General features: G+C 60.1%; 18 protein-coding genes. 5 read left to right on the plus strand and 13 right to left on the minus strand.

What is annotated here, in order from left to right; all coding sequences use genetic code 11:
- Together AC0L3B_RS35035 and AC0L3B_RS35040 are read left to right on the plus strand one after the other, a co-directional pair.
- A partial coding sequence (locus tag AC0L3B_RS35035) for an IS110 family RNA-guided transposase (protein ID WP_473382064.1) occupies window positions 1-638 on the plus strand: 638 nt, incomplete at its 5' end.
- Window positions 639-1,497: 859 nt separating this feature from the next.
- Window positions 1,498-1,692 (plus strand): hypothetical protein, encoded by a 195-nt coding sequence (locus AC0L3B_RS35040; protein ID WP_473382137.1) that lies wholly within the window; start codon window positions 1,498-1,500, stop codon window positions 1,690-1,692.
- Window positions 1,693-2,815: 1,123 nt separating this feature from the next.
- Here the strand turns inward: AC0L3B_RS35040 and AC0L3B_RS35045 are convergent.
- Window positions 2,816-3,358, minus strand: a complete 543-nt coding sequence (locus tag AC0L3B_RS35045) for a hypothetical protein (protein ID WP_473382067.1) — start codon at window positions 3,356-3,358, stop codon at window positions 2,816-2,818.
- A gap of 528 nt (window positions 3,359-3,886) precedes the next feature.
- On the opposite strand from AC0L3B_RS35045, the gene AC0L3B_RS35050 reads away from it, so the two are divergent.
- Both AC0L3B_RS35050 and AC0L3B_RS35055 read left to right on the plus strand, forming a co-directional pair.
- Window positions 3,887-4,099: a hypothetical protein gene (locus AC0L3B_RS35050; protein WP_085383354.1), complete on the plus strand. Its 213-nt coding sequence runs from the start codon at window positions 3,887-3,889 to the stop codon at window positions 4,097-4,099.
- Window positions 4,100-4,456: 357 nt separating this feature from the next.
- A complete protein-coding gene (locus tag AC0L3B_RS35055) occupies window positions 4,457-5,449 on the plus strand; it encodes a hypothetical protein (protein ID WP_473382074.1) in 993 nt (330 codons plus the stop codon).
- Window positions 5,450-5,836: 387 nt separating this feature from the next.
- Here AC0L3B_RS35055 and AC0L3B_RS35060 read toward each other — a convergent pair whose 3' ends face one another.
- The 12 genes from AC0L3B_RS35060 to AC0L3B_RS35115 form a co-directional block, all read right to left on the minus strand.
- The gene (locus AC0L3B_RS35060; protein ID WP_473382077.1) at window positions 5,837-6,124 is read right to left on the minus strand and encodes a hypothetical protein; all 288 of its coding nucleotides are present in this window, start codon (window positions 6,122-6,124) and stop codon (window positions 5,837-5,839) included.
- A gap of 83 nt (window positions 6,125-6,207) precedes the next feature.
- Window positions 6,208-7,197 (minus strand): SphA family protein, encoded by a 990-nt coding sequence (locus AC0L3B_RS35065; RefSeq protein WP_473382126.1) that lies wholly within the window; start codon window positions 7,195-7,197, stop codon window positions 6,208-6,210.
- 314 nt (window positions 7,198-7,511) lie between these two features.
- Window positions 7,512-7,946 carry a DUF2721 domain-containing protein gene (locus AC0L3B_RS35070; protein ID WP_085383363.1) on the minus strand — a complete coding sequence of 145 codons (435 nt, stop codon included), beginning with the start codon at window positions 7,944-7,946 and terminating at the stop codon, window positions 7,512-7,514.
- Between the two features lie 481 nt (window positions 7,947-8,427).
- Complete coding sequence (locus AC0L3B_RS35075) at window positions 8,428-10,905, minus strand: tetratricopeptide repeat protein (protein WP_473382083.1); 2,478 nt, start codon at window positions 10,903-10,905, stop codon at window positions 8,428-8,430.
- A gap of 188 nt (window positions 10,906-11,093) precedes the next feature.
- Window positions 11,094-12,704: an arylsulfatase gene (locus AC0L3B_RS35080; RefSeq protein WP_085361766.1), complete on the minus strand. Its 1,611-nt coding sequence runs from the start codon at window positions 12,702-12,704 to the stop codon at window positions 11,094-11,096.
- A gap of 56 nt (window positions 12,705-12,760) precedes the next feature.
- Window positions 12,761-13,279, minus strand: coding sequence for an HdeA/HdeB family chaperone (locus AC0L3B_RS35085; protein ID WP_473382089.1), 519 nt, complete (start codon window positions 13,277-13,279; stop codon window positions 12,761-12,763).
- A gap of 27 nt (window positions 13,280-13,306) precedes the next feature.
- Entirely contained in the window at window positions 13,307-13,564 is a 258-nt protein-coding gene (locus AC0L3B_RS35090; protein WP_473382092.1) for a hypothetical protein, read from the minus strand.
- A gap of 145 nt (window positions 13,565-13,709) precedes the next feature.
- Entirely contained in the window at window positions 13,710-16,172 is a 2,463-nt protein-coding gene (locus AC0L3B_RS35095; RefSeq protein ID WP_473382130.1) for an arylsulfatase, read from the minus strand.
- Between the two features lie 204 nt (window positions 16,173-16,376).
- Window positions 16,377-18,866 (minus strand): arylsulfatase, encoded by a 2,490-nt coding sequence (locus AC0L3B_RS35100; protein WP_473382095.1) that lies wholly within the window; start codon window positions 18,864-18,866, stop codon window positions 16,377-16,379.
- 394 nt (window positions 18,867-19,260) lie between these two features.
- Window positions 19,261-20,694: a DUF1254 domain-containing protein gene (locus AC0L3B_RS35105; RefSeq protein ID WP_473382097.1), complete on the minus strand. Its 1,434-nt coding sequence runs from the start codon at window positions 20,692-20,694 to the stop codon at window positions 19,261-19,263.
- 131 nt (window positions 20,695-20,825) lie between these two features.
- Window positions 20,826-21,497 (minus strand): hypothetical protein, encoded by a 672-nt coding sequence (locus AC0L3B_RS35110; protein WP_473382099.1) that lies wholly within the window; start codon window positions 21,495-21,497, stop codon window positions 20,826-20,828.
- Between the two features lie 584 nt (window positions 21,498-22,081).
- Entirely contained in the window at window positions 22,082-22,510 is a 429-nt protein-coding gene (locus tag AC0L3B_RS35115; RefSeq protein ID WP_473382103.1) for a helix-turn-helix transcriptional regulator, read from the minus strand.
- A gap of 179 nt (window positions 22,511-22,689) precedes the next feature.
- On the opposite strand from AC0L3B_RS35115, the gene AC0L3B_RS35120 reads away from it, so the two are divergent.
- Complete coding sequence (locus AC0L3B_RS35120; protein ID WP_473382107.1) at window positions 22,690-23,691, plus strand: AraC family transcriptional regulator; 1,002 nt, start codon at window positions 22,690-22,692, stop codon at window positions 23,689-23,691.
- The last annotated feature ends 139 nt before the right edge of the window (window positions 23,692-23,830 follow it).

Genomic DNA, 23,830 nt, shown 5'->3' on the forward strand with positions numbered 1-23,830 from the left:
ATCAGATCCGTGCGTTCCTGCTGGAGCGGGGCATCGCCGTGCGGCAAGGCCTGCGCTCCCTGCGGTCCGAGTTGCCGGGTATCCTCGCGACGCGCACCGATGTGCTCTCGCCTCGCATGTTGCGCATCATCGAGGATCTGGCGGGCGACTGGCGCCGGCTGGATGAGCGTATCGAGGACCTCTCCAGCGAGATCGAAGCATTGGCCCGTCAAGACAAAGGCTGCGAGCGACTGATGACGGTGCCCGGCATTGGCCCGATCATCTCGAGCGCGATGGTGACTGCGATCAGCACTGGAGACGTGTTCTCGAAAGGCCGCGACTTCGGCGCCTGGCTTGGACTGGTGCCGAAGCAGATATCGACCGGCGACCGCACGATCCTCGGCAAGATATCAAGGCGCGGAAATCGCTACCTGCGCGCGCTGTTTGTGCAGGCCGCGTGGGTTGTGCTGATCAAGGTCAAGGGTTGGGAGCGCTATGGCCTCAAATCTTGGATCGAAGCCGCCAAGAAACGATTGCACCACAACGTGCTGGCGATTGCGCTCGCCAACAACCTCGCCCGGATCGCCTGGGCGGTTCTCAACAAGGGACGCGCCTTCGAGTGCGTCAACACGGAGGAGACGGCGTCCCGAGCTGCCTGATCCTCGCACCGTGCTCGGGGCCATCAAGGCGCGGCCTGACCGGGGTAGACAAGACGTCAGGACAGCACGACGGCCGGCCTTGACGGCCCTTGCGCGCGGCGCGTCTGCGCGCGCAGGCCGGGACAAAGGAACGACCGCCAGGCACGAACTAGGGAACAGCACGAGGTGAGGTGCGATCGATGACGTAACCAACATCCCTTACCCGCCGAGGCCTGCGAGAGGAATGAGACAACGATGGAGGATCGGTCTTCCCGGCGCATGCGAACACTGGTGACCCGAATGGCCCGTTCGAGGCCTGTCCGCTAATTAGCTCGAATGCGCGGTGATGCCCATGATGGCCCGGAGCACAACATGCTCCAATCAGAGGCCGGATACATTGATGCAAGACCGCATCTGCCAGGTTGCCGAAACCTCTTGCAACGCGCGGCCGGACCATACATTGGGTCACAAGCGGCCTATCGGCATCCCGGCCGCTTACTTCCGGTTAAGCACCGCGAGCGGACATGACCGGTGTGGGTCGGGAGGCCCGAGATGAGCGAGAAGCTGCCCTCAAGGCTAGGGCGCGCCCTCCGGCAGCTTCTGCTCTGCAACTACCCGCACGGGTGGAAAAACGACGCAGTCCGCAACGTCGAACAACACCGAGATGCTTCGGTTGAAGGAGCCCGCGAAGGCGATGGCGTCATGGCGCCTTCCATCAATGATGCGAGTACCAAGCGTACAATGAGGCGTCCACTGTCCCGGCCGATAGTGGGGCCGGCAATAGGCCGGGTCGATAGCTGCGCTGACCGAACGGTGCCACCTCCTGAGGGCTGCATCTCCACAGGCTCCAGCCGCGCGATTGCTCCTCTTTGAGTAGTAATTGCGTCATGCGCCGTCCATCGTGCCGCTGGATCGGCTCGATCGGGAAATTTATCTGGTCCTGGAAGACTTCGGCGCCCGCGTCGGCTGTTCCTGGCGCGAGACCGACGAGCAGGATACCGACGTCGAGACGATCATCCGGGACCTGCTCTCCGGGCAATACGCCTACTCTGAGTGCCCTGGGCTGTCCGAATAGATTAGCACCGGCGTCTGGACCGCGACCCAAGGACCGATGAGGAACATGTCCAACTCGGATCAGGAAGTTCGACCAGCAGAACGGGATCGAACCTGAAGCTCCTCCAAGCCCAGCGGGAGCGAGGTGTTGCTTCACCCAAAAAGGCCAGGCCCGGCGACCGAACCAACTGAGCTCGTGGTTTCCTTCGTTTGGCGCCGGACGCGCTACGGCCAGAAGGCGCGTTGAGCGCGAGGCTGCTCCCCGCTTCGAAGGCGGCGAAGGTCTCCGATGATCGCAACCCAAGCTCGGGCCCGCCCGTCGCGTGCCGATGAGCTTGCGAGGACACTACAAGCTCGCGCGCTCGTCGAGCGCTCGGACGCACCCGCTCAGTGTGAGGAGGCCGCGCAAACCTTTTTTACTTGAAGGGAGAGATGCCATCGGATCTGCAAACCGGTGCGCCAACAGCGCAAAGCCCAGCACTCGTTTGCTTTTTTTACATAACCGAACCTCTTGGACCCGAGCCTGGACCCAACGACCAGCTACTTCGGGCATCGCGGTTCAGAGAGACCTGCGTGTAGGCGGTAAGCATGAGGGGCCCGGATGGCTGCGCCCTCACAAGCCTTCAAGGGTTGACAAGCGCCCAAGGTGCTTTTGATCACGTCTGAAGCTATACTACCCCGCATTGCCGGGTGAAAAATCTGGACGCCAACTTTGCTGCTTGCCAAATCATTCCCTGCAACTCTGTTGCGTCTCTCTAATCAAGTGAAATGCCAAACTCGCGGCGACGCACACTGGTCAAATTTAAGCTTCGATTCGACAAGTCAGGAGCTATTGCTCTCGGGCCGGACTTTCCAGTTCACGGATGGCATCGAGTAGGTCCTGTTGAGTAATGCCTTTGCTAGCCAGCTGGTCTCTAATGATCCCAGGGACAATGCTTGGGAAGAGTGCCATCAGAATGCGCCCACTTTGAGCACCATCCCTAGCGCTTAGCGCATCGATAGTCACCGCTAAGCCATCTAGCCCGCTGTTAAGAAAGACCTGGCGCCAACTATTAATCACAGACCAGTCGGCGTCCAAGAGGCCCGACGAGTCGACAACTTCCAAGGGCTCATTCATCATTTGTCCACCTAGGTACGATCGATGACTAACTTTGCTTCAGCGCATCCTGAATGACCTCGTCAGAAAATCCTAGCGCCTTGGACGCCTCGATCAAAGAACTCTCCAGTTCCTGATCGGTCATCCGATTGAACTGTCCCGGCTCCCCGATTTCATGACGTTTGACCAGCATACCTTGGATCTGTGCCGCCGTTCGCAAACCGCTGTTCGCTTGCGCTAAATCCGGCCGAAAAATTGGCGACCCATCTGGAGTGGTAAGCTGCCGCCCATGCTCGTCGTACACCGGCAGCCCACGTATCGCCATGTCGATGGTGTGCCGAAGTCGAACTATGATCCAACTATCGGTCAAAGCAGCCTTCTCGATCGCAAGCTCTCGAACCCTCGATTCTTTGGCGACGCGCTCAGCTACTATTTCTTGGACACGATGCACTACTGCGCGACTGGTGCACAGTCGGTGAGCGTTCGCCGGCTGGAACGTGTAACCACCTGCGCGATACGCATCAGCTTGAGTTTTGCCGTTTGCAAGTGCTTGGGCCACCATCTCGTGGCTGGGTTTGCGCAGGGCTGGCATCGGACCGCTTGTACGTTAATAGCTTGTCCCAGCTTATCATATAATTATCAATTCGGGAGCGCCTGCAGAGCTCATTTGAGCAACCCCCGGACCGACGCTCAGAGCCCACCATGGAGCAGGCCAATCTTTTTTCAAGTAGTGCTGACTGTTTCAAAGCTGATCGGACTGCGGGTTTAGACTGCTCGCCTCGACCGCGGCCCTGACGCCGACATCGCGAGCACACCATGTGCGGATACCAGCCGAGATCCGCGTTCGGGTAACATCCTGATGAAGCGAAATAAGGCCACGTATGATGAGCAATCGCCCCTTGGGCGGCAAACTAGCTCCTCATGCTCAAATTGCTTCTGCGTGGCTTCTCTGGTCCTCCACAGCTGCTTTCTGCGGGCTAGATCAATTCCTCATCCGAGGAAAGCCGGACGCCATAAGGTTGTTGCGGTCGCGCGGTGGCAACACCCGGGTGCACCGGCTCGTCTTGACTTGGCGACCGTAGGCTACTCAACTGAGAGCAGTGATGTTGCGAGGTGCGTCATGGAGCAGGAATTCTACCAGGGTCTCGCCCAGCGGGTCCGGGCCATCGCCCAGAAGGCCGATCCGTTCACCTGCCGTCGGTTGCTGGATCTCGCCAAGCGGTACGAGGCGAAGAGCAACCCGGCGTCCCGGTCCGGAGCAACCGAGCGGCCGCTCCCGGTGCCGCGCACGACGCCATCGCCATCGATCTTCTCCGGACCGAGCGAGGCCTGAGAGCACTGGCGCCAGCAGCCACATCAAAGGCCGTTTGTGATGAGCTCAGGCACTCCCACCGACCGGCTGTACCCTTCGGCCAAACCGGAGATCTGGCGACCGGCGAATCAGGCCCCCGGTCTCGGCCGCAAAGCTCGCCTAACCAGCAAGCGAATGATTGAGGAAGAAACGCAGCATGTCCCTAGTCGCGTCCGGCCTCGATTTGTCCAGAATGTGCGCTTCTACGGGTACTGCCTGACCTGCGCTCGAATGGTAGCAGGGTGATTGGTCTATCGCCTTCCAGGAAGGACGCGAGCTTGGAGAGCTTCCTTCTCTAGTAAGCGTCTTGAGAACTCGAGCCGGATTGGGGCTATTCCGTTGCAAGCGCGCTGGTTCAAGCAAATTGTCCGTACCGTGCAGTTGGGCCGGGGAGTCAAGCTCGTTCGCTCCGTCTGCGGCCTAACGCTCGCCGGGGTTGCGTCACTTTGTCTGTCCAGCGTTGCCCTGAGCAAGGACAAGGGCAGCGACAACGGCGAGGTTGACGACGGGGCGGCAAATACGGCAGTGCTGCCGAATATCTACCTGGACCTGCGGACGAACTATGCGAAGATTCCAGCGAACACACTGTCGATCGGCTTCAGCAGTCCGTCCTTGTCCAGCGCACTCGCTACACTGCAGACGCTCTCAAGGCCCACGAACTCCCCAACGCTTCAAAGCCTCCCTCTCCTGTCGTCACCGGCGAGCCAGAGCATTTCGGTAGATGTTCCCTTGACGGTCGATGTCAGCGACCGGGTCTCCTTGTATAGCGGCGTCACCGCCAGCGCTACACAAAGCGCCACCTCCGACTGGTCAACGTTCGCCGTCAGCAGCTGGAATGTGGGAGTTCAGGCAGACGTCTATGAACAAAATGGCGGATGGATCCCGACGGTGACGCTGCAGTCGACTTACACAAGATCGGTGCCGGACACGCCCCTTGCGACTACCTCATTTAACAACATCTTGGAGTTCGATTACGCGCTGAATAAGGACGAGACCAAAGGATTCCTTGCTGGCGTCCAGTACACCCGGATTGAAGTCGATTCGCCGCGCGCGCGAGTCCACCCGAACGTCATCGGCTATGTCGGCGGTTATCATCAATGGGACAACAACTGGAAGTTCACCGGCCGTGTCGGCGTCCAATCGTTCGGCGGGGCACAGCTTGTGAACGTGACACCCTTCCAATCTTTTACCCAGCCGATCGTGAGGTTCGATCTCGACCGGATGGATGACAACGATAACCGACTGTTCGGCGTGACCGCCGAAATTGCCTGGGCGCCCAAGCCAGCCTACCAGCTGACGATCCGAACGCCGCTTTACGCGATCAGGCACTAGAGATCCTTGGAGCAAACGAGGGCGACCTGCTCCGAAGGTTGCCCGCGATCGTCTTGGGCTTGGTTCCTTGACGTCGAAGCCTCCCCGTGAGAGCGAGAACTGAACCAGCCGTCGATGGCAGCGGCGGCCCATTGTGCCGGCTTATCGCGATGGCAGCATTGCATGCATTTGGCGTTCCGTCGTGACCGAAAAAACTCGGGCCTCGGCACGCGAAAGCTGTGATCGTGGCATCGATCGGCGACCATGTATGTCCGGGCCGGCATGTGGCACTTGGCGCAGGACGGCCGTGGATCTATGCTGGCGCAGCGACATTGCCGATGATGCGGGCCAATCTGACCGATTAATTACGTTACTTGAAGCGCGGGCGGACTCAGGAATTCCGGACGATCATCGGAGAGGTTCGACCTTCGCAGCCATGTCGGCGGCGCGCCCGATCCGATACGTCGCGTTGCGGCACTTCAGGATCCAGACGGCGTGGTCCGGCCTGGAGCGCTTTTTATCTCTCACCGCACCAAGCGGCATGTCGCATGCAAACCCCTGCATCCGGATCTGCGCTGCCAGTATCTCCTGCGGCGTTTCAGCTGCAACCAGCGTCGCCGTCGGTTGGGCCCGCACGGATGGGCCGAAAAGAGCGGCTGAAGCAGCCAGCAATATTGACGCAAGCAACTTATACATGGATGTCATCTCCTCGCCGTCGACACCATTTGCGTTCACGCCAAGCCGGCCAGCCCGTTGCTATAACACGGGTCGCCTGAGGTCTATTTGGTCGCCATTCGCCGGGTCGGCGCGACAGTGCTGGCGGGCGCCATCGGCGAGATCGAAAACGTCAGCCACGTGTTCCATCCTGCGGGCCGGTTTTCTGCGGCGAATTCGCCATATGCCTTTAGGTTGAGATAGCCTTGCATATCTCCAACGGGAAACAAGTATCCGACCTGCGGACCTACGCCGAGAACTCGTGAGCGGAAACCACCGAGCACCGGATGTTGCCCGAAGTCATCGGTGATCTGCTGATAGGCGTAGCCCACGAGGCCAACAAAGACCTGCTTGGAGAGAAACTGCGAGGCACCCCAGTCGACGTGAAAGTCGATGCCGTTCTGGTATTGGGTGTCGGGGTTCTTGAAGTTGTAGGTAAGTCCGGCGACGGCTGAAAATTCGTGGCCGGTCTGCGGATTGAAATAGGTGTAACCGCCGCCGCCATCGATTGCACCATGGCCGATACCGAGGTTGGCGAGGCGGGTTGGCGAATAGGCGCCGACCGGAATGTCTCCGGTAACATAGGTCATGAAATTGTGCACGCCTGCATTCCACTTGAGGGTCGCCTGGGGATAGAGATCGCCGACCGACGTGATGGAGTCGCCGATGCTTCCCGTCCGAGTTGTCCCGAACGGTCCAATTGCTGTAGTCAGCGTGCCGCTCAGGTCGGCGCTCGACCGGCCGAACACGCCGATTATGCCAAGGGCCAGTTGTCCGCCCAGCACCGGCGTCGCGAAGGTGTAGGTGGGATTGAGCAGCAGGAGATCGGCCTGCGCATTGAGGTGCAGGTCCAGGTTGACGTTGACTGTCGCAGGAAATCTGCCGACCCGAACTTCCCTGGCCGCCGCTGTGGCGCCGAACGCTGATACCGTGGTGTGATAGTACACCTCAGCCATGGACCAACCCGGCACCCCCGGCACTGCAGCAAGGCTGCTGAACCGACCGGGCAGCCAGTACGAAACGCCGTCTTCGTCGGCGTAGGCCGCCTCTGACATGCAGCCAAGCAGCGCCACGGCAGCGCTGAGACCTGAGCGGATGAGCCAAGGCCGGAATTTTCCTTTGCAAGATTTTCGTTCGAATGTGTCCCGTGTCATTTGTCTGCCCCAAATGAAAAAGAGATGAAGTCTACGTCCGCCTTGCCCTGGATTGCCAAGGCGACAGGGGTTGAGCACATACTACCTGAAGTCGCTGTGGCAAAGGGGCACCAGTGGCCTGAATTCGCCTTGGTAGCAACACAGCAAGCTTCGGTTCAGCCATCATCCGCGGCCAGCACGCGGCGGCGACCCGGCAGCTACGTGAATGCATCGGCTCACCCATGGTGATCATACTCACTGAGTGCAATCCTCACCTCCCGGGCGAAGTCAACGAGCGACGTCGTGAAAGCACCGAGGGAAACAATGAAGAGGACGGCAACCCCGTGCTCATGTCGAAGATGAAAGAACGCCGTCACGAACGCAACGACAATGAGGATGCTGATCAAGATACTCCCGACAACCGCCCAGAAGACTGCCCGATTCAGCATGGTTGCACGTCGAACCAGACGCGGAAGATCGGCCTTGAGCCGGCTCCTTGCCGCATCGTTGTCGGGGATCCCGTTCAGGAAAATCGTTCGATCGATGATTCTGTTTAAACGGGATATCAGCACGGCGATGAACGCGGCAAGCGCGCCGAGCAGAAACGCGGGCGCCGCTGCCTGCGAAATAACCTGCGAGAGTTGGGTGACGGTTGGGGTATCCGTCAGCATGGACAGGCGCGGACCTCTGCGACCGTGCCGGAGGCCACAAAAAGAAAAATCGGCCCGTTCGATGAGCTTCCAGGCGCTGCCCGCATGGTGGTCTCCCCTGTGCAATCATCATCCGCAGAAATGACGCCCGATTGACGCTCCGGCTCGTAAAACTACTTGCAGATACGATCACGCGCTCGCGTGCGTTCAGTGAGGATCAAACCCACTCCGCATCATTGCGTACAGAATGATCCCTCCACGCAGCGTCGTCTTGCCATTTCGCGCCAATCTTTCCGAGCTGATCGGAGGGAGGAGAACGGTGTTCCCTGCCGCTCCACGGCGTATCTTCATCCAGAGCACGAAGCTGCGGCTGAAGCGGCTCGCACCCGCCAAGCCCTAGCTCATTCGCATCTCGGCGCTTGCGTATCCTATATACCTCCAGAGAATAGGCTGGTCGCCATGGCTGCTTTCCTCATCCAATAGTGTTCAAGGCCACCGGCACTTATTGTGCGCTGGGTTTATTGAGTTGACGGCGAAGGGCGTCCACGAGAGCGGCTGCGCCTCGATCGTTCGACGTGATCCGCGACAGCCGTTCGGCGTAGTCGAGCGCTTCCGCGACGTTGCCGGCATCGCGGCTGAAGGTCGCAAGTGCAAGCAGAATATCGCGATCGTCGGGATGCCGGGCCAGGTTCTTCTTCAGGACCTCAATCGATTCATGGACGCGGCCCGACGAATGCAGCGCCACGGCGTAGACATAGGCATACTGCGACCGGTCAGGTTCAAGCTCGGTCGCTGTGCGGAATTCGTCGAGGGCGTCGTCCGGCCGCTTCTGCCGAATAAGAGTGAGGCCGAGCGCATGGCGTAACCCGGCGTCCTGGCGTGAAGAGGAGACGGCTGTTCTGAGGATGCCCTCTCCGTCGCCATCCCGGCCAAGCTGCCGATACAGGTCCGCCAGGTTGATCGCGGCAGGCGCATATTGGGGACTGAGCCGCAGGGCTGCTTTGTATTCGCTCTCTGCATCCGCTGTCAGCCCGCGCCGCGCATAGAAGCTTCCGAGGGTCGAGCGGGCTTCGGGCCGGTCCGCGTTGAGGCGCTGCGCCGCAACGAACTCGGCCTCGGCCTGTTCAAATGCGGCGCGGTCAGAGGCGGGCCGGTTGGCAGGAGGCACGGCGGCCAACACCGACACCGCTCGAATACGAACGCCGCGGCTCGGATCAGTGAGGAGAGGCGAGACAAGCGGCCAGATGCGATCGCCTGGCACGCCTTCGAGCATGTCAAGCGCCCCGACCCGCACCATTGGATCGGGATCAACCAAACCCTTGCGGGCGAGCTCGATGTTCGTGGGCGAGACCCGCGAACGAAGTTCGCCAAGAGCGCTTGCGCGCGCGATTGCCGGCGCTGTCTGACCGCCCGCGACCGCAGCCAGCAGCAGGGCCGCGTCGGTTCGGTCGGTCCAGGAAGCCTGGAATGCCTCGGCGTAGTTCTGGAAACCTTTTCGCAACGGCCCGTGCCAGCGCTCGATCGCGTCGGCCGCCCATTGTGCGGATTTGTCGGCATGACAAGTGTTGCAGGCATTGGGGGTGCCAAGCTTTGCGGAAAGATCAGGCCTCGGAATTCGAAGGCTGTGATCGTGCCGTTTGTCGACTCCCATGTAGGTGCTGACAGGCATATGGCACGACGCGCAGGTGACCGCCGGCGTCACGCCTTCGTGGCGATTGTGTGAGGCAACTTCATACTTGTCGGAGGCATGGCATTGCACGCACACGCTGTCCCCTGGGGTGCGGAGCCTGGCGGCGTGAGGTTCGTGGCAATCGCTGCAGGTCACGCCGGCCGCGAACATCTTGCTTTGCTTGAACGGACCGTAGTTGTAGACCTCATCGTGCATCTGCCCGTCCGCATGATACAGGCCGGGAGCAAGGGGGGAGATGGTATGTGTGTCGGACAAGGGGTGTCCGGGCACCCAGTCCTCGGAAAACGCGCCGCGTCGTGCATGGCAAAGCCCGCAAGTCTCAACTTCCCTGCGTGTGATCGCAGGAGCGACGCTGCGCTGCGGATTGCCGGTCTTCGGATCGGAGTTCCAAGTGACGCCGTCGCGCTCGTTCAAGAAAACAGCCAACCCTTTGCGTGGGTCATCATCTTTGCCAAACCAGCTCCGCTGGCTGCGGGCCCAACTGATGTGGCGGGAGCCTTTGCCGTGGCATGTCTCGCAGCCGACGCTGATTTCCGCCCAGGCGGTAGCGAAGCGGTCGGTTGCCGCGTTGTAGTTCTTCCGCACGCCGGTTGAATGACACTCCGCGCACATGAAGTTCCAGTTTTGATTGAGCTTGGTCCAGTGCAGTACATCGTCGTGCTTGATCTCCTCATCAGGATAGAGATGAAACCAGCGTTGACCGCCCTGGCCCTTCGGTCGGCTGTCCCAGGCGATTGAAAGCGCCTGTATGCGGCCATCTGGGAATTCGATCAGATATTGCTGGAGCGGATCAATGCCGAAGGTGTACTTGACTTCGAAGGTCGTGAGCTTGCCGTCGGGACCGTCGGTCTCGACGAACAGTTTGCTATCCTTCTTGAAGAAGCGCGAATGGACGCCGAAATAGTCGAAACTGGCATCATCGAAATTGCCGAGCACGGAAGCGACTGTGGCATGCTGCATGGCATGCCTGTGCTGGGATTCTTTCCACAATACGGTTTCGGCCTGGTGGCACCCTGCGCAGGATTCGCTGCCGACAAAGTCCAAGGCAGGGGTCGCGCCGCTACTGCGAAGAGCGTTGGGGAAGACGAATCCGCCCTCGGTCACTAGCAGCAAGGCCAGCCCGCCGGCGAGCACGGCAACCGTCGCCAGCGCTGCTCCCATCGCCGACCTCCACCAGCGGCGGGCACCGTCGCTTTGGATCTCCGTCGAGATCTCGGCCGGGCTCGATACGGACGGGCGCTTTGAAAGCCTGCGATTTTGACCGGCTTTGATCTTTTTGCGCGCCACCATTCGTTACCCGCTATACGGCTGGTATGTAGCTGGGGGGCGAACTCTCATAATCATCGTTTTCCGAACGATCGCTTGCCTGCGCGCGAGCCTCCCGGACGCCCGCGCGCGTGGTTCCGATGATGCCTCAGACGAGAGAGGTTGGGGTGCAGACGACCCCGTCATTGCCAGGATAGCTGATTACTCCTGTGTTATTTCCCAGCGCCCCGCGATCCTTGCTCCAGTGCCGCAAGTGCCTTGTCCACGCCAAAGTTCGAGGGAGGCGCGCTCGGCGGGTATTCCTTGAACGACTCCAGGAATTGGCCGACGATGATGGTCGCGGGGAGGAAGGTCCACATCTTCTCCCCCCACCACTTGCCGTACGCCATCGACTGCGACTGGTAGCGCTCCCACGGATCTTGTCGCAGATTGGTGACGAGAGGCGCGTTCGTACTTGCCTCATGGCCGTTGAAGAGATTGCCTTCGACCGTCTTGAAGCTGACTTTCCAATCGTTATAGCGCAGGGCGTTGAGTTCCCCGCTGTCGGTGAAATAGAAGACCTCGCGCCTTGGCGCTGTCGAGACATCCCCCTTGAAGTACGGCAGGAAATTGTATCCATCGAGGTGATTCTTGAAGGTCTTATCACCCGCCTTCAGTCCCTTCAGAAGTTTCTCCTTCGCGTCCGGAGCACCGGCGGCGGCGAGAAGAGTCGGCATCCAGTCCTCGTGCGCCATGATCTCGTTGACTATCGTGTCCGGCTTGATGACACCGGGCCATCGCACGAGCATCGGCACGCGGAACCCGCCCTCGAAGGTCGTGCCTTTCTCGCCCCTGAAGGGATGGTTGCCGCCGTCGGGCCAGGTGAATATCTCCGCTCCGTTATCGCTGGTGAAGATCACGATGGTGTTGTCGGCGATATTCAGCTCGTCCAGCTTCTTGAGGAGTTCGCCGACCTCCCAGTCGAGCTCCATCATGCCGTCAGCGAAAAGGCCATAACCGCTTTTTCCGTTCCATTTGTCCGCAAGATGCGTCCACACGTGCATGCGCGTGCTGTTGTGCCACAGGAAGAACGGCTTGCCGCTTTTCACAGAGCGGTCCATGAAATCGGTCGAGCGGCGCACCAGCTCGGGCTCGACGGTTTCCATGCTGACCTTGGCTGCGGGGTCCATCCCGGGATGCGGCGGCAGCGGTCCGCCGTCCACGATGGTCTGCTTGCCGACGGGGCCCCAGCGCGGATCGATGGTGGGATCGTCCTTGTCCGTCGCCTTGCTCTCCACGATGTTGCGCGGCCCGAATTTCGCTCGGAACGACGGGTCCTTCGGATAGTCGTTCTCGTATGGCTCCTCCATCGCGTTCAGATGGTAAAGGATCCCGTAGAATTCGTCGAAGCCGTGCACCGTCGGCAGGAATTCGTTCCGATCGCCGAGATGGTTTTTCCCGATCTGCCCGGTCGCATAGCCCAGGGGCTTCAGTAGGTCGGCAATCGTCGGATCCTTGTCCTGAAGACCCTGCTTGGAGGCCGGCAGGCCGACCTTCAGGAGGCCCGTGCGGAACGGCGTCTGGCCAGTGATGAAAGCAGCGCGGCCTGCCGTGCACGATTGCTGTGCGTAGTAGTCGGTGAAAAGCGCACCTTGCTTCGCGATGCGGTCGATATTGGGTGTCGTGCCGCCCATCATGCCGCGGTGATAGGCACCCACATTCCAGGTGCCCAGATCGTCGGTCATGATGACGAGAATATTTGGCTTGGCCGACTGCGCATGAGCGGCTCCTGCTGATACAACCAACGCAGCACCAGCAAAGAACGATGTGACGTACCGTTTCATGAATCCTCCTATAATCGCTCAATCCTTTAATCGACTTCGTCGACCACGAATTCCGATCACTGCTTCATCTTGATGCCCTGCTCGGCTCTGTAGGCCTTGAAGACCACATCGATTGCTTCAATGACTTTCTTGTCCTGGTTAGCCTTACAGTAGACGATGAGTTCGTGTTCGAGAGCCTTGGCCCGGTCGACCTTCATCATGTGCTTCTTGGCGAGGCCGTTATACCAGCCGCTATACCAGACGGTCAGGTAATCAGCGTCTTCCTGAAAAGTGTTCGCCAACTGTGCGCAGGTCAGTTTCTGAACGTCGATATAGCCGTCGGCGTCCGCATAGGTTTTGAGTTCGACCTGGGCCAACGCCGGTCCCGCAATAATAGCGGTCGCGCAAAACAAGATGAGTTTCTTTGCTACATTTGGATGGCTCCCCTGCTGTCCTAATTCGCAACGCTCGATCATGGCAAGCAGCAGAAGCAGGCGGCTGCGCGCGTTCCCTTGAACATGATGGTCGCTCCGAAAATGATTGGTTGAAAAGTTGGAGCGCGGCGCTACCGCGCCCCGAAGCGGCGGTCTCGGCAAACGGCTGTCAAAGTGACCTCGACAGCTCTATCGTCTGCCAACCCGATTGACCGGACCGCCACGATTCATCGGTACTCCAGGTCGTACACCGACCCCCGCGGCGCCGATGCCGGGGGTCACCACCGCACGCGCGACTGGCCGCGGCCGCAGCACAACGCCGGGCCTGACGATGCAACCAGCAGGATACGAAATGTACTGGCAATAAACTACGGCGCTGGCCCTTTCACTGCTGGCCGTCACGTATCCGGCCGCCAGCAGGGCTGAAAGTGTAATCGAGCGCTTCATGCTTGCCTCCTCCATTTGATTGATCGTCAGATGTGCATCTGCTTCAGTCGGCAAACAGAGGCAGGCGTAATGCGTATCGGCCGAGTTTTGTACGTACGGTTTGAGCCTTTGAGATCGAGACTACCGCCGGTGGTCTTGACGAACTCTATTGCTTATCCCGCATTGCTTTCTCGATCTTGCTCTTCTCTGCGGCCGCTATCTCCGATGGCCCGAGTTTCACTGTGAGCTTGTTGATCTTGCCAGTGAACTTGAATGGCACCTGGTAGTCCTGATCATCTACCGAGGTGCCGGTATCAAGGCCGACGTTGAAGGTCTCATCCCACATGAGGGTGATTGGCAGACTGCGCGGCATTGGATGGCTGTCCGCTACCTTGCCGTCTACCTTTAGCGTCGCGGTGCCGCCCTTGCCGAGGCCGGGGCCGTCGACTTTCCAGTCGAACTCCAGTGTGTGCTTGCCCGGCACCAGCGCCTCCTTAGCTTGCCACTTGACGCGCTCCAAGCCGACCAGATTCCAGGTGAACACGGGCCGGCCCTTCAAGAGATAGAAGCCGTAACCAGCGAAGCGGCCGCCGTCGGTCATCAACATACCCTCGGCACCCCCTTGCGGAATCTCGACGTCCGCCGTGATCGTGTACGACCGATTCAGCAGGCTCGGCGCAGAGCCGGTGTCCGGGAACGGCACATTGCTCACTTCGCCGGAATAGGTGAAGAGAGTCCGGCCCGGCGTGTAGCTCGGCTTGGGCGAGATAAATCTCTCAAGGCGCGTGTCCGCGAGTGGGAACACTTGGTACTTTGTCGCCTCCATCGCAAACAGTTGCTGCATGGCGCGGAGCTTCTCTGGCATTTTGGCGGCGAGATTGTTGGACTGCGTCCAGTCCTCGCTGACGTTGTAGAGCTCCCATGGGAAGTCGTTCATGACATCAGAGGGCGGCTTGTCCAAGGTCATCACCCATGGGGCGTGGACGGGAGGCGCCGAGGCGATCCATCCATCGTGATAGATCGCACGCGAACCAAACATCTCGAAATACTGCGTTGTCCGTTTGCCCGGCGCGTTCGCGTCCGCCTTGTCCCAGGTGTAGGCCATGCTCACACCTTCGATCGGCTTCTGCGCGATGCCGTTGACGCTCACCGGTGCCGGGAGGCCGGCCGCTTCGAGGAGCGTCGGCACGACGTCAATCACATGATGGAACTGGTTGCGGATGCCTCCGGCGTCCTTGATCCGCGCGGGCCAGGCCATCGCCATGCCATTGCGGGTGCCGCCAAAGTGAGAGGCCACCTCCTTGGTCCACTGATACGGCGTGTCCCAGGCCCACGCCCAGCCCACCGCGTAATGGGGGTAGGTCTGGTCGGTGCCCCAGGCGTCGTAGAACTTCATGTTCTGTTCGACCGTCGGGTTCACGGCATTCGCGACGGCGAACTCGTTGAACAGGCCGTGCACGGTGCCTTCGGGGCTCGCGCCGTTGTCGCCGCTGACGTAGATGACCAGTGTATTGTCAAGCTTGCCGGCGTCCGAAATCGCCTGAATCACGCGGCCGATCTCGTTGTCAGTATAGGCAAGGTACGCCGCATAGACGTCGGCCTGCCGGATGTAGAGCTTCTTCGCCTCGGGCGAAAGCGTGTCCCATTGCGGAATGTCTTTCGGCCAGGCGGTGAGCTGCGCGTTCTGCGGAATCACGCCAAGCTTCTTCTGGTTGGCGAAGATGGTTTCACGCAGCTTGTTCCAGCCCTCGTCGAACAGTTTCATGTTGCTGATCTTGTCCACCCACTCCTTTGTGGGGTGGTGCGGCGAGTGCGTGCCGCCGGGCGCGTAGTAGATCATGAAGGGTCGGTCGGGCTGGACTTCGTTCAGCATCTTAATGCGCCCAATCGCCTCGTCGGCCATGGCGGTAATCAGGTTCCAGCCGGGATTGCCAAGGAACGGTTGAATCGGCGTGGTGTTGCGGAACAGGTTATTCGGCTGCCACTGGCTGGTGTCGTCGCCGGCGAAACCATAATAGTAGTCGAAGCCCTTGATGGGTCCGGTCGGCCAGTTATGGAAGGGACCGGCTTGGCTTCCCTCCCACTGCGGCACGTTGTGATCCTTGCCGTACCACGAGGTGTCGTATCCGTTCTGCCGCAAGATCTCGCCGATGGCGACCGCGTCTCGCGGGATGACGCTGTTGTAGCCGGGGTAACCTGTCGCCTGGTCGACGACCACGCCCGTTGACACCGAATGATGGTTGCGGCCGGTGAGGAGCGCGGCTCGCGTCGGCGAGCAGAGCGCCGTCGTGTGGAATGCCGTATAGCGCAGACCCGTTTGGGCGATGCGGTCCAGGGTCGGCGTCGGAATTACGCCTCCGAAGGTACTGGGTGCGCTGAAGCCGACGTCATCGGTCATGATCAACAAGATGTTCGGTGCACCCTTGGGCGGCGCGGTGAGCGCTAACCAATACGGCTTCGACTGTGCGGCGTTGGGATTGATCTCGCCCCTGAACGGCTGTGGGGGATTTGGCAGGTACCTGCCGTCGATGGTGGTCGTCGCTCCCGGTGAACCCGGCGTGCCGGTGGTCTGCTGAGCGTTCGCGTCGAGTGCTGCCAGTGGCGTCAGCAAAAGAGATCCGAGCAGAATGCGTGACGCAACTCGTTGATGCAGGTTCGAGACACTCACCGTGGCTAACTCCCGAAAACCGAATTGATCTGAATTGGCTGAAAACAGAATCTTCTCTTCCAGGGTGCGTGCAGATAAACAATTTATGCATGCGCAGCTCAGCTGATTTCCGCTTCGCGATGCCGAGGGGTGATACCCCTCGGTATCGCGCGTGCGGCCTGCCGGTTACTTGGCCTGCTGCTTCTGCAGCTCCGCCTCCTTGAGCTTCCTCACGTCCTCGGGCGTGAGCTTCGGTCGGTCGAGCGCGATGGTGAGCTTGTCGATCTTGCCGGTGAAGCGGAACGGGATCTTGTAGTCCCCGTCGTCCACCGGCGTGCCGGCGGCCGCGCCGATGTTGACCACGGTGTCCAGAGGTTTGGTCAGAGGTATTGTGTGCTCGATCTTCTGGGTTGACACTACCTTGCCGTCCACCTTCAGCGCTCCCGTGCCACCGCGACCAACGCCGCTCACGTCGTTGTAGGCGAGCGTCGCCGCGCCGAGTCCGTCATACCTGAAGTCGAACTCGATCGTGTGCTTGCCCGGCGCGAGCGCCTCCCCCTCCCACCTGGTCCGCTTGAGACCCTGGAAGTTGTAGGTGAACACCGGCTTGCCGCGCAGCAGGTACAGCCCATAACCGAAGAAGCGCCCGCCTTCGTTGTAGATCATGCCATCGGCACCGCTTTGGGGCACATTGATCTCGGCCGCCATTGTGTAGGAGGTGTTGAGCAGGCTCGGCATATTCCCCTCGGGGATATTGGTCACGGTCGACCCCGAGTACTCGAAGACGGTCCGTCCCGCGGCCAGGCTGGGACGCGGCGCGACGAACCGCGTTGCCGCCGAGGCGTCCAGCGGCAGCACCTGATATCTGGCGAACTCTCCGAACATGAGGTCCCGCATCTCCTGCACCTTCTTGGGGTTCTTAGCGGCAACGTCGGTGAACTGGGTCCAATCGTTCTTGAGTTGGTAGAGTTCGTAGTTGAACGCCGTGGCTGGATCGGCGACCGCTGCTGAGGCCAAGTCCCATGGCGCCCGCAGCGGCACCGCACTCAACATCCAGCCGTCGTTGTACAGACCCTGCACGCCCATCATCTCGAAATATTGGGTACGGTGGCGCGACGGCGCGTCAAACCCGCCGGCGTCTCTATCGAAGGTATAGGCGAGGCTCACGCCCTCGATCGGCTTCTGCGCGATGCCGTCGACCTGGATCGGCGCCGGGACGCCGGCGATCTCGAGCAGCGTCGGCACGACATCGATGACGTGGTGGAACTGCCAGCGGGTGCCACCCTTGTCCTTGATTTTCGCCGGCCAGGAGATCGCCATACCGTTCTTCGTCCCGCCGAAGTAGGACGCGATCTGCTTGGTCCATTTGAAGGGCGTGTCAAAGGTCCAGGCCCATGCGAAGGAATAGTGCGGATAGGTTTCGGCGTCGCCCCAGGCATCGTACAACCGCATATTTTCCGCAGCCGTCGGACTGATGCCGTTGAACGGCAGAACCTCGTTCCAGGTGCCCATCGCGGATCCCTCGGCCGAAGCGCCGTTGTCGCCGCTGATGTAGATGACGATGGTGTTGTCGAGCTTGCCCATTTCTTCCACAGCCTGGACGACGCGGCCGATCTCGTAGTCGGCGTAGGCCAGATAGGCCCCATAAACGTCGGCTTGCTTGACGAGCAGCTTCTTCTCTTCCGGCGTATGCTGATCCCACTCCTTCAGCTTGTCCTTCGGCCACGGCGTCAGCTGAGCCTCCGGGGGAATCACACCAAGCTTCTTCTGGTTGGCGAATATCTGCTCACGCACCGACTGGAAGCCCTTGTCGAACAGGTGCATGTCGCTGATCTTCTTGATCCACTCCGGCGTCGGGTGGTGCGGCGAATGCGTGGCTCCGGGCGCGTAATAGATCATGAACGGAAGCGACGGATCGAGGTCATTCAGCTGCTTCATCCAGCCGACGGCCTCGTCGGCCATGGCGGTAACGAGATTCCACCCGGGGTTGCCGACGAAGGGTGTGATCGGCGTGGTATTGCGGGTGAGCATGGGCTCCCACTGGCTGACGTCACCCGCGTTGAACCCGTAGAAGTAATCGAAGCCCATGCCGGTCGGCCACTGATCGAATGGTCCCGCCTGGCTGGTCTCGAACGCGGGCGTGTTGTGGTTCTTGCCGTACCACGAGGTGCGGTAGCCATTATCCTTCAGGATGCGCCCGACTGTCGCGCTCTCCGGGCCCATGACACTGTTGTAGCCGGGGAAACCGGTCGCAATTTCCGAGATCACTCCGAAGCCCACCGAATGGTGGTTGCGTCCGGTAAGCAGCGCTGCCCGCGTTGGCGAGCACAGCGAGGTCGTATGGAAGTTGGTGTACCGCAGCCCGTTGGCGGCGATACGGTCCATCGTCGGCGTCGGGATGATACCCCCAAACGTCGAGGGCGCACCAAAGCCCACGTCGTCCGTCATGATCAACAGGATATTCGGTGCGCCCTTGGGCGGGACGACGCGCGCGGGCCACGCCGATTTCGACTGGAGGGCGTTCAGGTTGATCTCGCCCTGGAAAGGTCGCGGCGGCCCTGGCAGATAACGGCCGTCGATGGTGGTGGTCGCGTCGGGCGAACCGGGCGCGCCGGTGACCTGCTGGGCCAAGGCCGGCGCACCCAGGATGGCCGCTACGGCGAGCGCCGGGATCATCGATACGATTGATCGTGTGCTCAGAGCCCGTCGCGCTCCGGCAGTAACTGCAGCCAGTGCGACGGACCAAAACAGTTCGCGTTTCGCCAGCATTTGCAAGTCTCCCTGCGTGTTCGAAGGTTTAGATCAGTTGCGTTCTCCCGCAGTGTTGCGACGTTTCAAGGCGGATAAGAATAGTAGCCACACGCCCTCGCGCGTACGGTACTAGATGCAGCCAGATACGGCGCGCCCACGGCGCCGGCATACATCGCGCCGCGGAACGCAGAACGACGTGCAACCCGGCGAACGACATCGGCGTAAACGGCCGCCCGATGACGTCGATGAAGAGAGCAGCCCCGCCCTCGGCGCCCGCAACTTTCGCCACTTGACATCACTCCCCCCATTCCGCGAATCCTCACGCGACCTGCTTGATACCGGGCGGCTGCCATGTCCCTTTGCCGGCTGGCAAGATCGAAGGCGGCGTGGGCTTCGGCCAATACAGGCGCATCACGAGATAGATTTTGTCATCCGGCGCCGGAAGCCAATTTGCTTCCTTGTCTGCACCGGGGCTGTCTTTTTGAATGTACAGCGTCAGCGAGCCGTCTGCGTCCTTTTTCATCGCCGGTAACATTGGAGAGTTGATGAGGTAGCGCTTGATTGGGTTCTTGACCAGGAGCTGGCTCTTGCCGTCGTACATCGTCACGGACCAAAACGCGTTCACCGGCGGCAGCTGGCCGGGTGCGAAGGTGATGGTGTACTTGTGCTTGCTGCCATCGAGCGCCTCACCGGTCACGCCCGTTCGGGTATAGGGGTACATCGCTTCGACGGCGTCATTGCCCAAGAGACCCCCTTTGGCAGACCCGGCCCGCATCACCCAATCGCCGTTGTAGAACGCCTCATCGCCGAAGAACGAACCGACGTTCCAGCCGTTGATGTTTTTATTTCCACCCGCCAGCCATTTGTCGACCTTGTCGTCACCCTGCTTCATACCGACCAGGATTTCGGCTTTATGTTCGAGCGAGAGTTTCTTGAACGCGAAGGTCTTGCCGGGACCGATGCCAATCTTCGCAAGTTTCGCGCGAATTGCTTGGTCCCTCGGCGTCTCAGGGACGAACTGCAGGGCCGCGTCAAGATATTGGAAGAAGTTATCTTTGATCCCCGCAGTGGTGGCAGGAAGGAATTCGATCGTCGGCGCGGCGGGCGGGGCTGGACGTTTAAGGAAGCCAGAAAGCGGCTGTGCTTTGTAGCCGGACTGAATTTTCTCGACGTTCGGCATGTCACCCGGGTCGAAGAGCTGAGTGCGTATAAGCGCAAGCGGGAACGGCGTTGTCGATCCGAAGACCTTCTTGATCCCGCTAGGCGTTTCACCCTTCCAGTCGGGCCCAACCACCAGGTAGTCGCCCGGCTCGGTCCCCGTGGCGCGGGTGCCGATGTAGCCAAAATTGTAGGTGTTGCCGTCGATAAGCTGGACCGCGTAGTAACGGTCCTTTGCGATCATCGGCACCGAGATAACCATTGGTTCAGCACGTAAATCCAGCCAGAGCAACGAGTAAGGGGTGTCGCTGTTCGGCGTGATGACGGCGGTGTCCTCCGGGGTAGAGACGTGGTGCTGGTTGTTGATTTCGTTGAACGGTGCCTTGAACTGTCCGGAGTTCTTGTCCACGGCAAATTCTTGCATGACCGCATAAAACATCACGAGCGGTAAGCCGTAGATGAAGCTTTCCTCGGCGATGTCCTTGGCCTCGATGATGCCAGGGTAGTTCTGCGCCATCAGGAGACTTGGCCTGGCAATCGCGGCGCCAGCTGCGATCGCCGCGGTGGAGCGAAGTAGATCTCGCTTCGTCAACATTCGCGATATTCCTTTGTTGTTCGATCGAGTTCTGGGAATCCATTGCAGCTTCATGGTTGATCGAGCCCTACAGCGACGAACCTGCAAATGCCCACTCATGGCACAGAGTATTTCGAGCTTTCGCGGGCCCCTCAGTAGCAAGGCGGATAGGGGTAGTAGCCGCAGGCCGGGCGAGCGTAGGCATACGGGGCGTAAGTCGCGCCATACGCGGCCGCTCCTACCGCGCCGGCATACATCGCGCCGCGAAACGCGGAGCGACGTGCAACGCCGGCAAACGACATCGGCGTAAACGGCCGCCCAATGATGTCGATGAAGACGGCAGCGCCGCCGTCGGCGCTTGCAAGATCGCCCTCAAGGATCTGAATATTGAAAGTGAGTTTGTCGCCCTCGAGCTTCGGTGTCTTCAGCACCACGACGGCATCCTTCACCAAGCCATCCTTGCCGAGGGCGGACACGGTGGCGTTCGGCGGATTCTTGGCAAAGCTGTCCTCGCCCGATCCCCATTCCGCGATCACATCGACGGTGGGCTGGTGGCCGGCGGAGCGCACCGGACGGTCGGCAAAGATGATCGAGGTGGGCGAGACGCCGGTTAAGACGAGTGTGTCGCCTTGCAACGTCGCGCCGCGTGAATTGAGCACGAACAGCGACGGCACGATCTCCGGTTTGGCTGCCGTGGATGGCGCGCCGATTGTCTTCATCGAAGGTGGCGCTGCCGCCTGCTGTGCGAGCGCCGCTTCGGCACCGAACAACGGCGTGGTCACGACAAGCATTGCGAAGATCTGGCTCAATCTGCTGGCACGCATGACATTTATCCCTGACACGGAACGATTTATTGAAAGGTTCGACTAGCGAGAGATCGGGCGCATGAAAAAGGACGTGCGACGTCGGCTGCAGTTAACGCCGCATGGCGTCCGCAGAATCAAAAAACAGGCGCTGGAATTATAGGTGTAGGCTTGCAGTCAAAAGGTTGACTTCGAAGGGTTGATGCTTCGGCTACCTCCACGAGTATCTTGTTAGCACAAAACTCGAACTCCGACCAAGGTTTTGTTCTAGTCGCACCGCTTTGAAGACACTCTAACGAAAATTTTAGCACATCTGACCGACGTGCGGCGCTTCCAAATGCCGCATCATGCTTGCCTCGTGCAGTATCTGCTGCGTAGATGACGGACGATTGACATGCACCGAACTTTGAAACTGCCTGGCGTTCTCGCTGCCTTCCGATCGCATTACGCGCTCCCGCGTTAGTTCATTGACGAGGATCAAACTCGTCATCGGCGCCTACACAATGATCCGTCGACGCAGTGGCGTCTTGCCATTTCGCGCCAATCACGCGACTCAGCTAATCACTTCGAGAGAGGCGCTTGCCAGCCGGCTTAGCAGTAGGACGCTATTCCGTGCCGCTCCGCTGGGCCGACTGCCGGCGTCGATAGGCAACCGGCTGAATCTTCATCCAGCGCACGAAACTGCGGCTGAAGCTGCTGGCACCTGCAAAACCCAAACGCGCAGCGATATCGGCGATGCGTTCGTCGGATTCCACCAGCAGATGGCACGCGGTGTCGAGTTGGACTTCCGCCACGAGTTCAGCGTAGTTCGTGCCCATTTCGGCGAGGCGGCGCTGAAGCGAGCGAGTGCTGATGCCGAGCCGGCGCGCCGTGTGCGGCAGCGTCCAACCGCTTTCGCGCAGCGACGCGGCGATGGCCCCCCGAACGGCGTATCGGGACAGCGTGCAGACTCGTTTCATGACGTGGCGCTGCGCCTCGGCTCTGCCGGCAGATTCAGGAATGTGTACGGGAAAAGCGTCGTGCCGTATGGCCATCGCGCGCCAAACGTCGACTTCGTTGGCTCTCGCTATAACGATGCACGGGACTGTATGCCGCGGTGCAGCGCGAGAAGTTGATCTTCCGCTCATTCTAAAGTAGCATCACGAAGCCAGCGCGGCTGCATCACCTGGGAGGGCCGGGCCAGCGGGAAACGTGACGGCCCGGCAGCACGACCATGAAGGCCATTGTACTGGCGCGTTGCGCCCTGCTTGCACCTTTCGTTGATGTCTTGAACGATACCGGCGCCCCGACTGAACGGATGCTGGCCAGGTTCGGTCTGCCTATTCATCCGGAGCAGAAGCCTAATGACTATTTCCCGCTCATCCCTGCGCTCCAGTTCGTAACCGCAGCACAGGCATCACAAGGGCTCGCGGATTTTGGGTTTCGTGCCGTGCAACGACTGCAGTTTGGCCATCTAAGCGAACAGCTCCAAGCGTCAATTCGTCAGGCGCCGACATTGCTCGCTGCGTTGAAGCAATGGTGCCGGCTTGTCCAGTTCGAAGACACCTTCGTCCGTTACTGGCTGGAACGTCATAATGACCATGTGAGGGTTTGCAGCAGGAACTGCGGAACGGAAGGAGTGCTGCATCTCGAACACTCGCAATGGGTCCAGAACGTCATGGCGGTCTACTGTGTTCGCCAATTCGCAGGGCCGAACTGGTCGCCCGCGACTATCTCCTTTGGAGCCCGTTACACGCCGGGTGTGGAGACTCAAGGCCGGTGGCCTTACACCCGCTTTCTGTCCGGTCAGAAAGCCTCTTGGATCGATGTGCCTATTTCGCTGCTGCGCACCCCTCACCCGGCGAACGCCGTGAATTCAGGCCCATCGCAGCGCGAATTTGAGCCGATCAGCACTGACATCGTGACGGCGCTCAAGCTGATGCTTCCGTCCTACCTCGATGCGCGCGTTCCCGGCATCGCAAATATGGCGGAAATCACCGGGACAAGCGTGAGAAGCCTACAGCGCGAACTTGCACGCGCGGGCCTGACATATTCGCGCTTGCTCGATCAGGTCCGGTTCGAGAAAGGCGCCGAGCTGCTGCGGAAGACGGACGCCAGGATCATCGATATAGCCTTTGCCGCCGGTTACACGGACCCAGCTCACTTTGCCCGCGCCTTCCGCCGCATGGCCGGCGTGACGCCACGCCAGTTTCGGGAAAATGCCGGGAAAGCCTAGCGATGGAAGTTGCGCAGGAGTGTCGATGGCCCTCTCAAGCTTTCAGTGAGTTCTTCTCGTTGTACTGTGAAAACATCAAGATTGGAGGCGACAATGCCTATTTCGATTTCATGATCGTCGTGAGTTCGCAATTGGTTGT

Source organism: Bradyrhizobium sp. Kon56, from assembly GCF_055807635.1.

What these genes read in the sequence shown, in the direction of transcription:
- AC0L3B_RS35045 (WP_473382067.1), bottom strand. Translation starts at nt 3,358, where the DNA reads ATGCCAGCCCTGCGCAAACCCAGCCACGAGATGGTGGCCCAAGCACTT.
- AC0L3B_RS35050 (WP_085383354.1), top strand. Translation starts at nt 3,887, where the DNA reads ATGGAGCAGGAATTCTACCAGGGTCTCGCCCAGCGGGTCCGGGCCATC.
- AC0L3B_RS35060 (WP_473382077.1), bottom strand. Translation starts at nt 6,124, where the DNA reads ATGTATAAGTTGCTTGCGTCAATATTGCTGGCTGCTTCAGCCGCTCTT.
- AC0L3B_RS35065 (WP_473382126.1), bottom strand. Translation starts at nt 7,197, where the DNA reads ATGTCAGAGGCGGCCTACGCCGACGAAGACGGCGTTTCGTACTGGCTG.
- AC0L3B_RS35070 (WP_085383363.1), bottom strand. Translation starts at nt 7,946, where the DNA reads ATGCTGACGGATACCCCAACCGTCACCCAACTCTCGCAGGTTATTTCG.
- AC0L3B_RS35075 (WP_473382083.1), bottom strand. Translation starts at nt 10,905, where the DNA reads ATGGTGGCGCGCAAAAAGATCAAAGCCGGTCAAAATCGCAGGCTTTCA.
- AC0L3B_RS35080 (WP_085361766.1), bottom strand. Translation starts at nt 12,704, where the DNA reads ATGAAACGGTACGTCACATCGTTCTTTGCTGGTGCTGCGTTGGTTGTA.
- AC0L3B_RS35090 (WP_473382092.1), bottom strand. Translation starts at nt 13,564, where the DNA reads ATGAAGCGCTCGATTACACTTTCAGCCCTGCTGGCGGCCGGATACGTG.
- AC0L3B_RS35100 (WP_473382095.1), bottom strand. Translation starts at nt 18,866, where the DNA reads ATGATCCCGGCGCTCGCCGTAGCGGCCATCCTGGGTGCGCCGGCCTTG.
- AC0L3B_RS35105 (WP_473382097.1), bottom strand. Translation starts at nt 20,694, where the DNA reads ATGTTGACGAAGCGAGATCTACTTCGCTCCACCGCGGCGATCGCAGCT.
- AC0L3B_RS35110 (WP_473382099.1), bottom strand. Translation starts at nt 21,497, where the DNA reads ATGCGTGCCAGCAGATTGAGCCAGATCTTCGCAATGCTTGTCGTGACC.
- AC0L3B_RS35115 (WP_473382103.1), bottom strand. Translation starts at nt 22,510, where the DNA reads ATGGCCATACGGCACGACGCTTTTCCCGTACACATTCCTGAATCTGCC.
- AC0L3B_RS35120 (WP_473382107.1), top strand. Translation starts at nt 22,690, where the DNA reads ATGAAGGCCATTGTACTGGCGCGTTGCGCCCTGCTTGCACCTTTCGTT.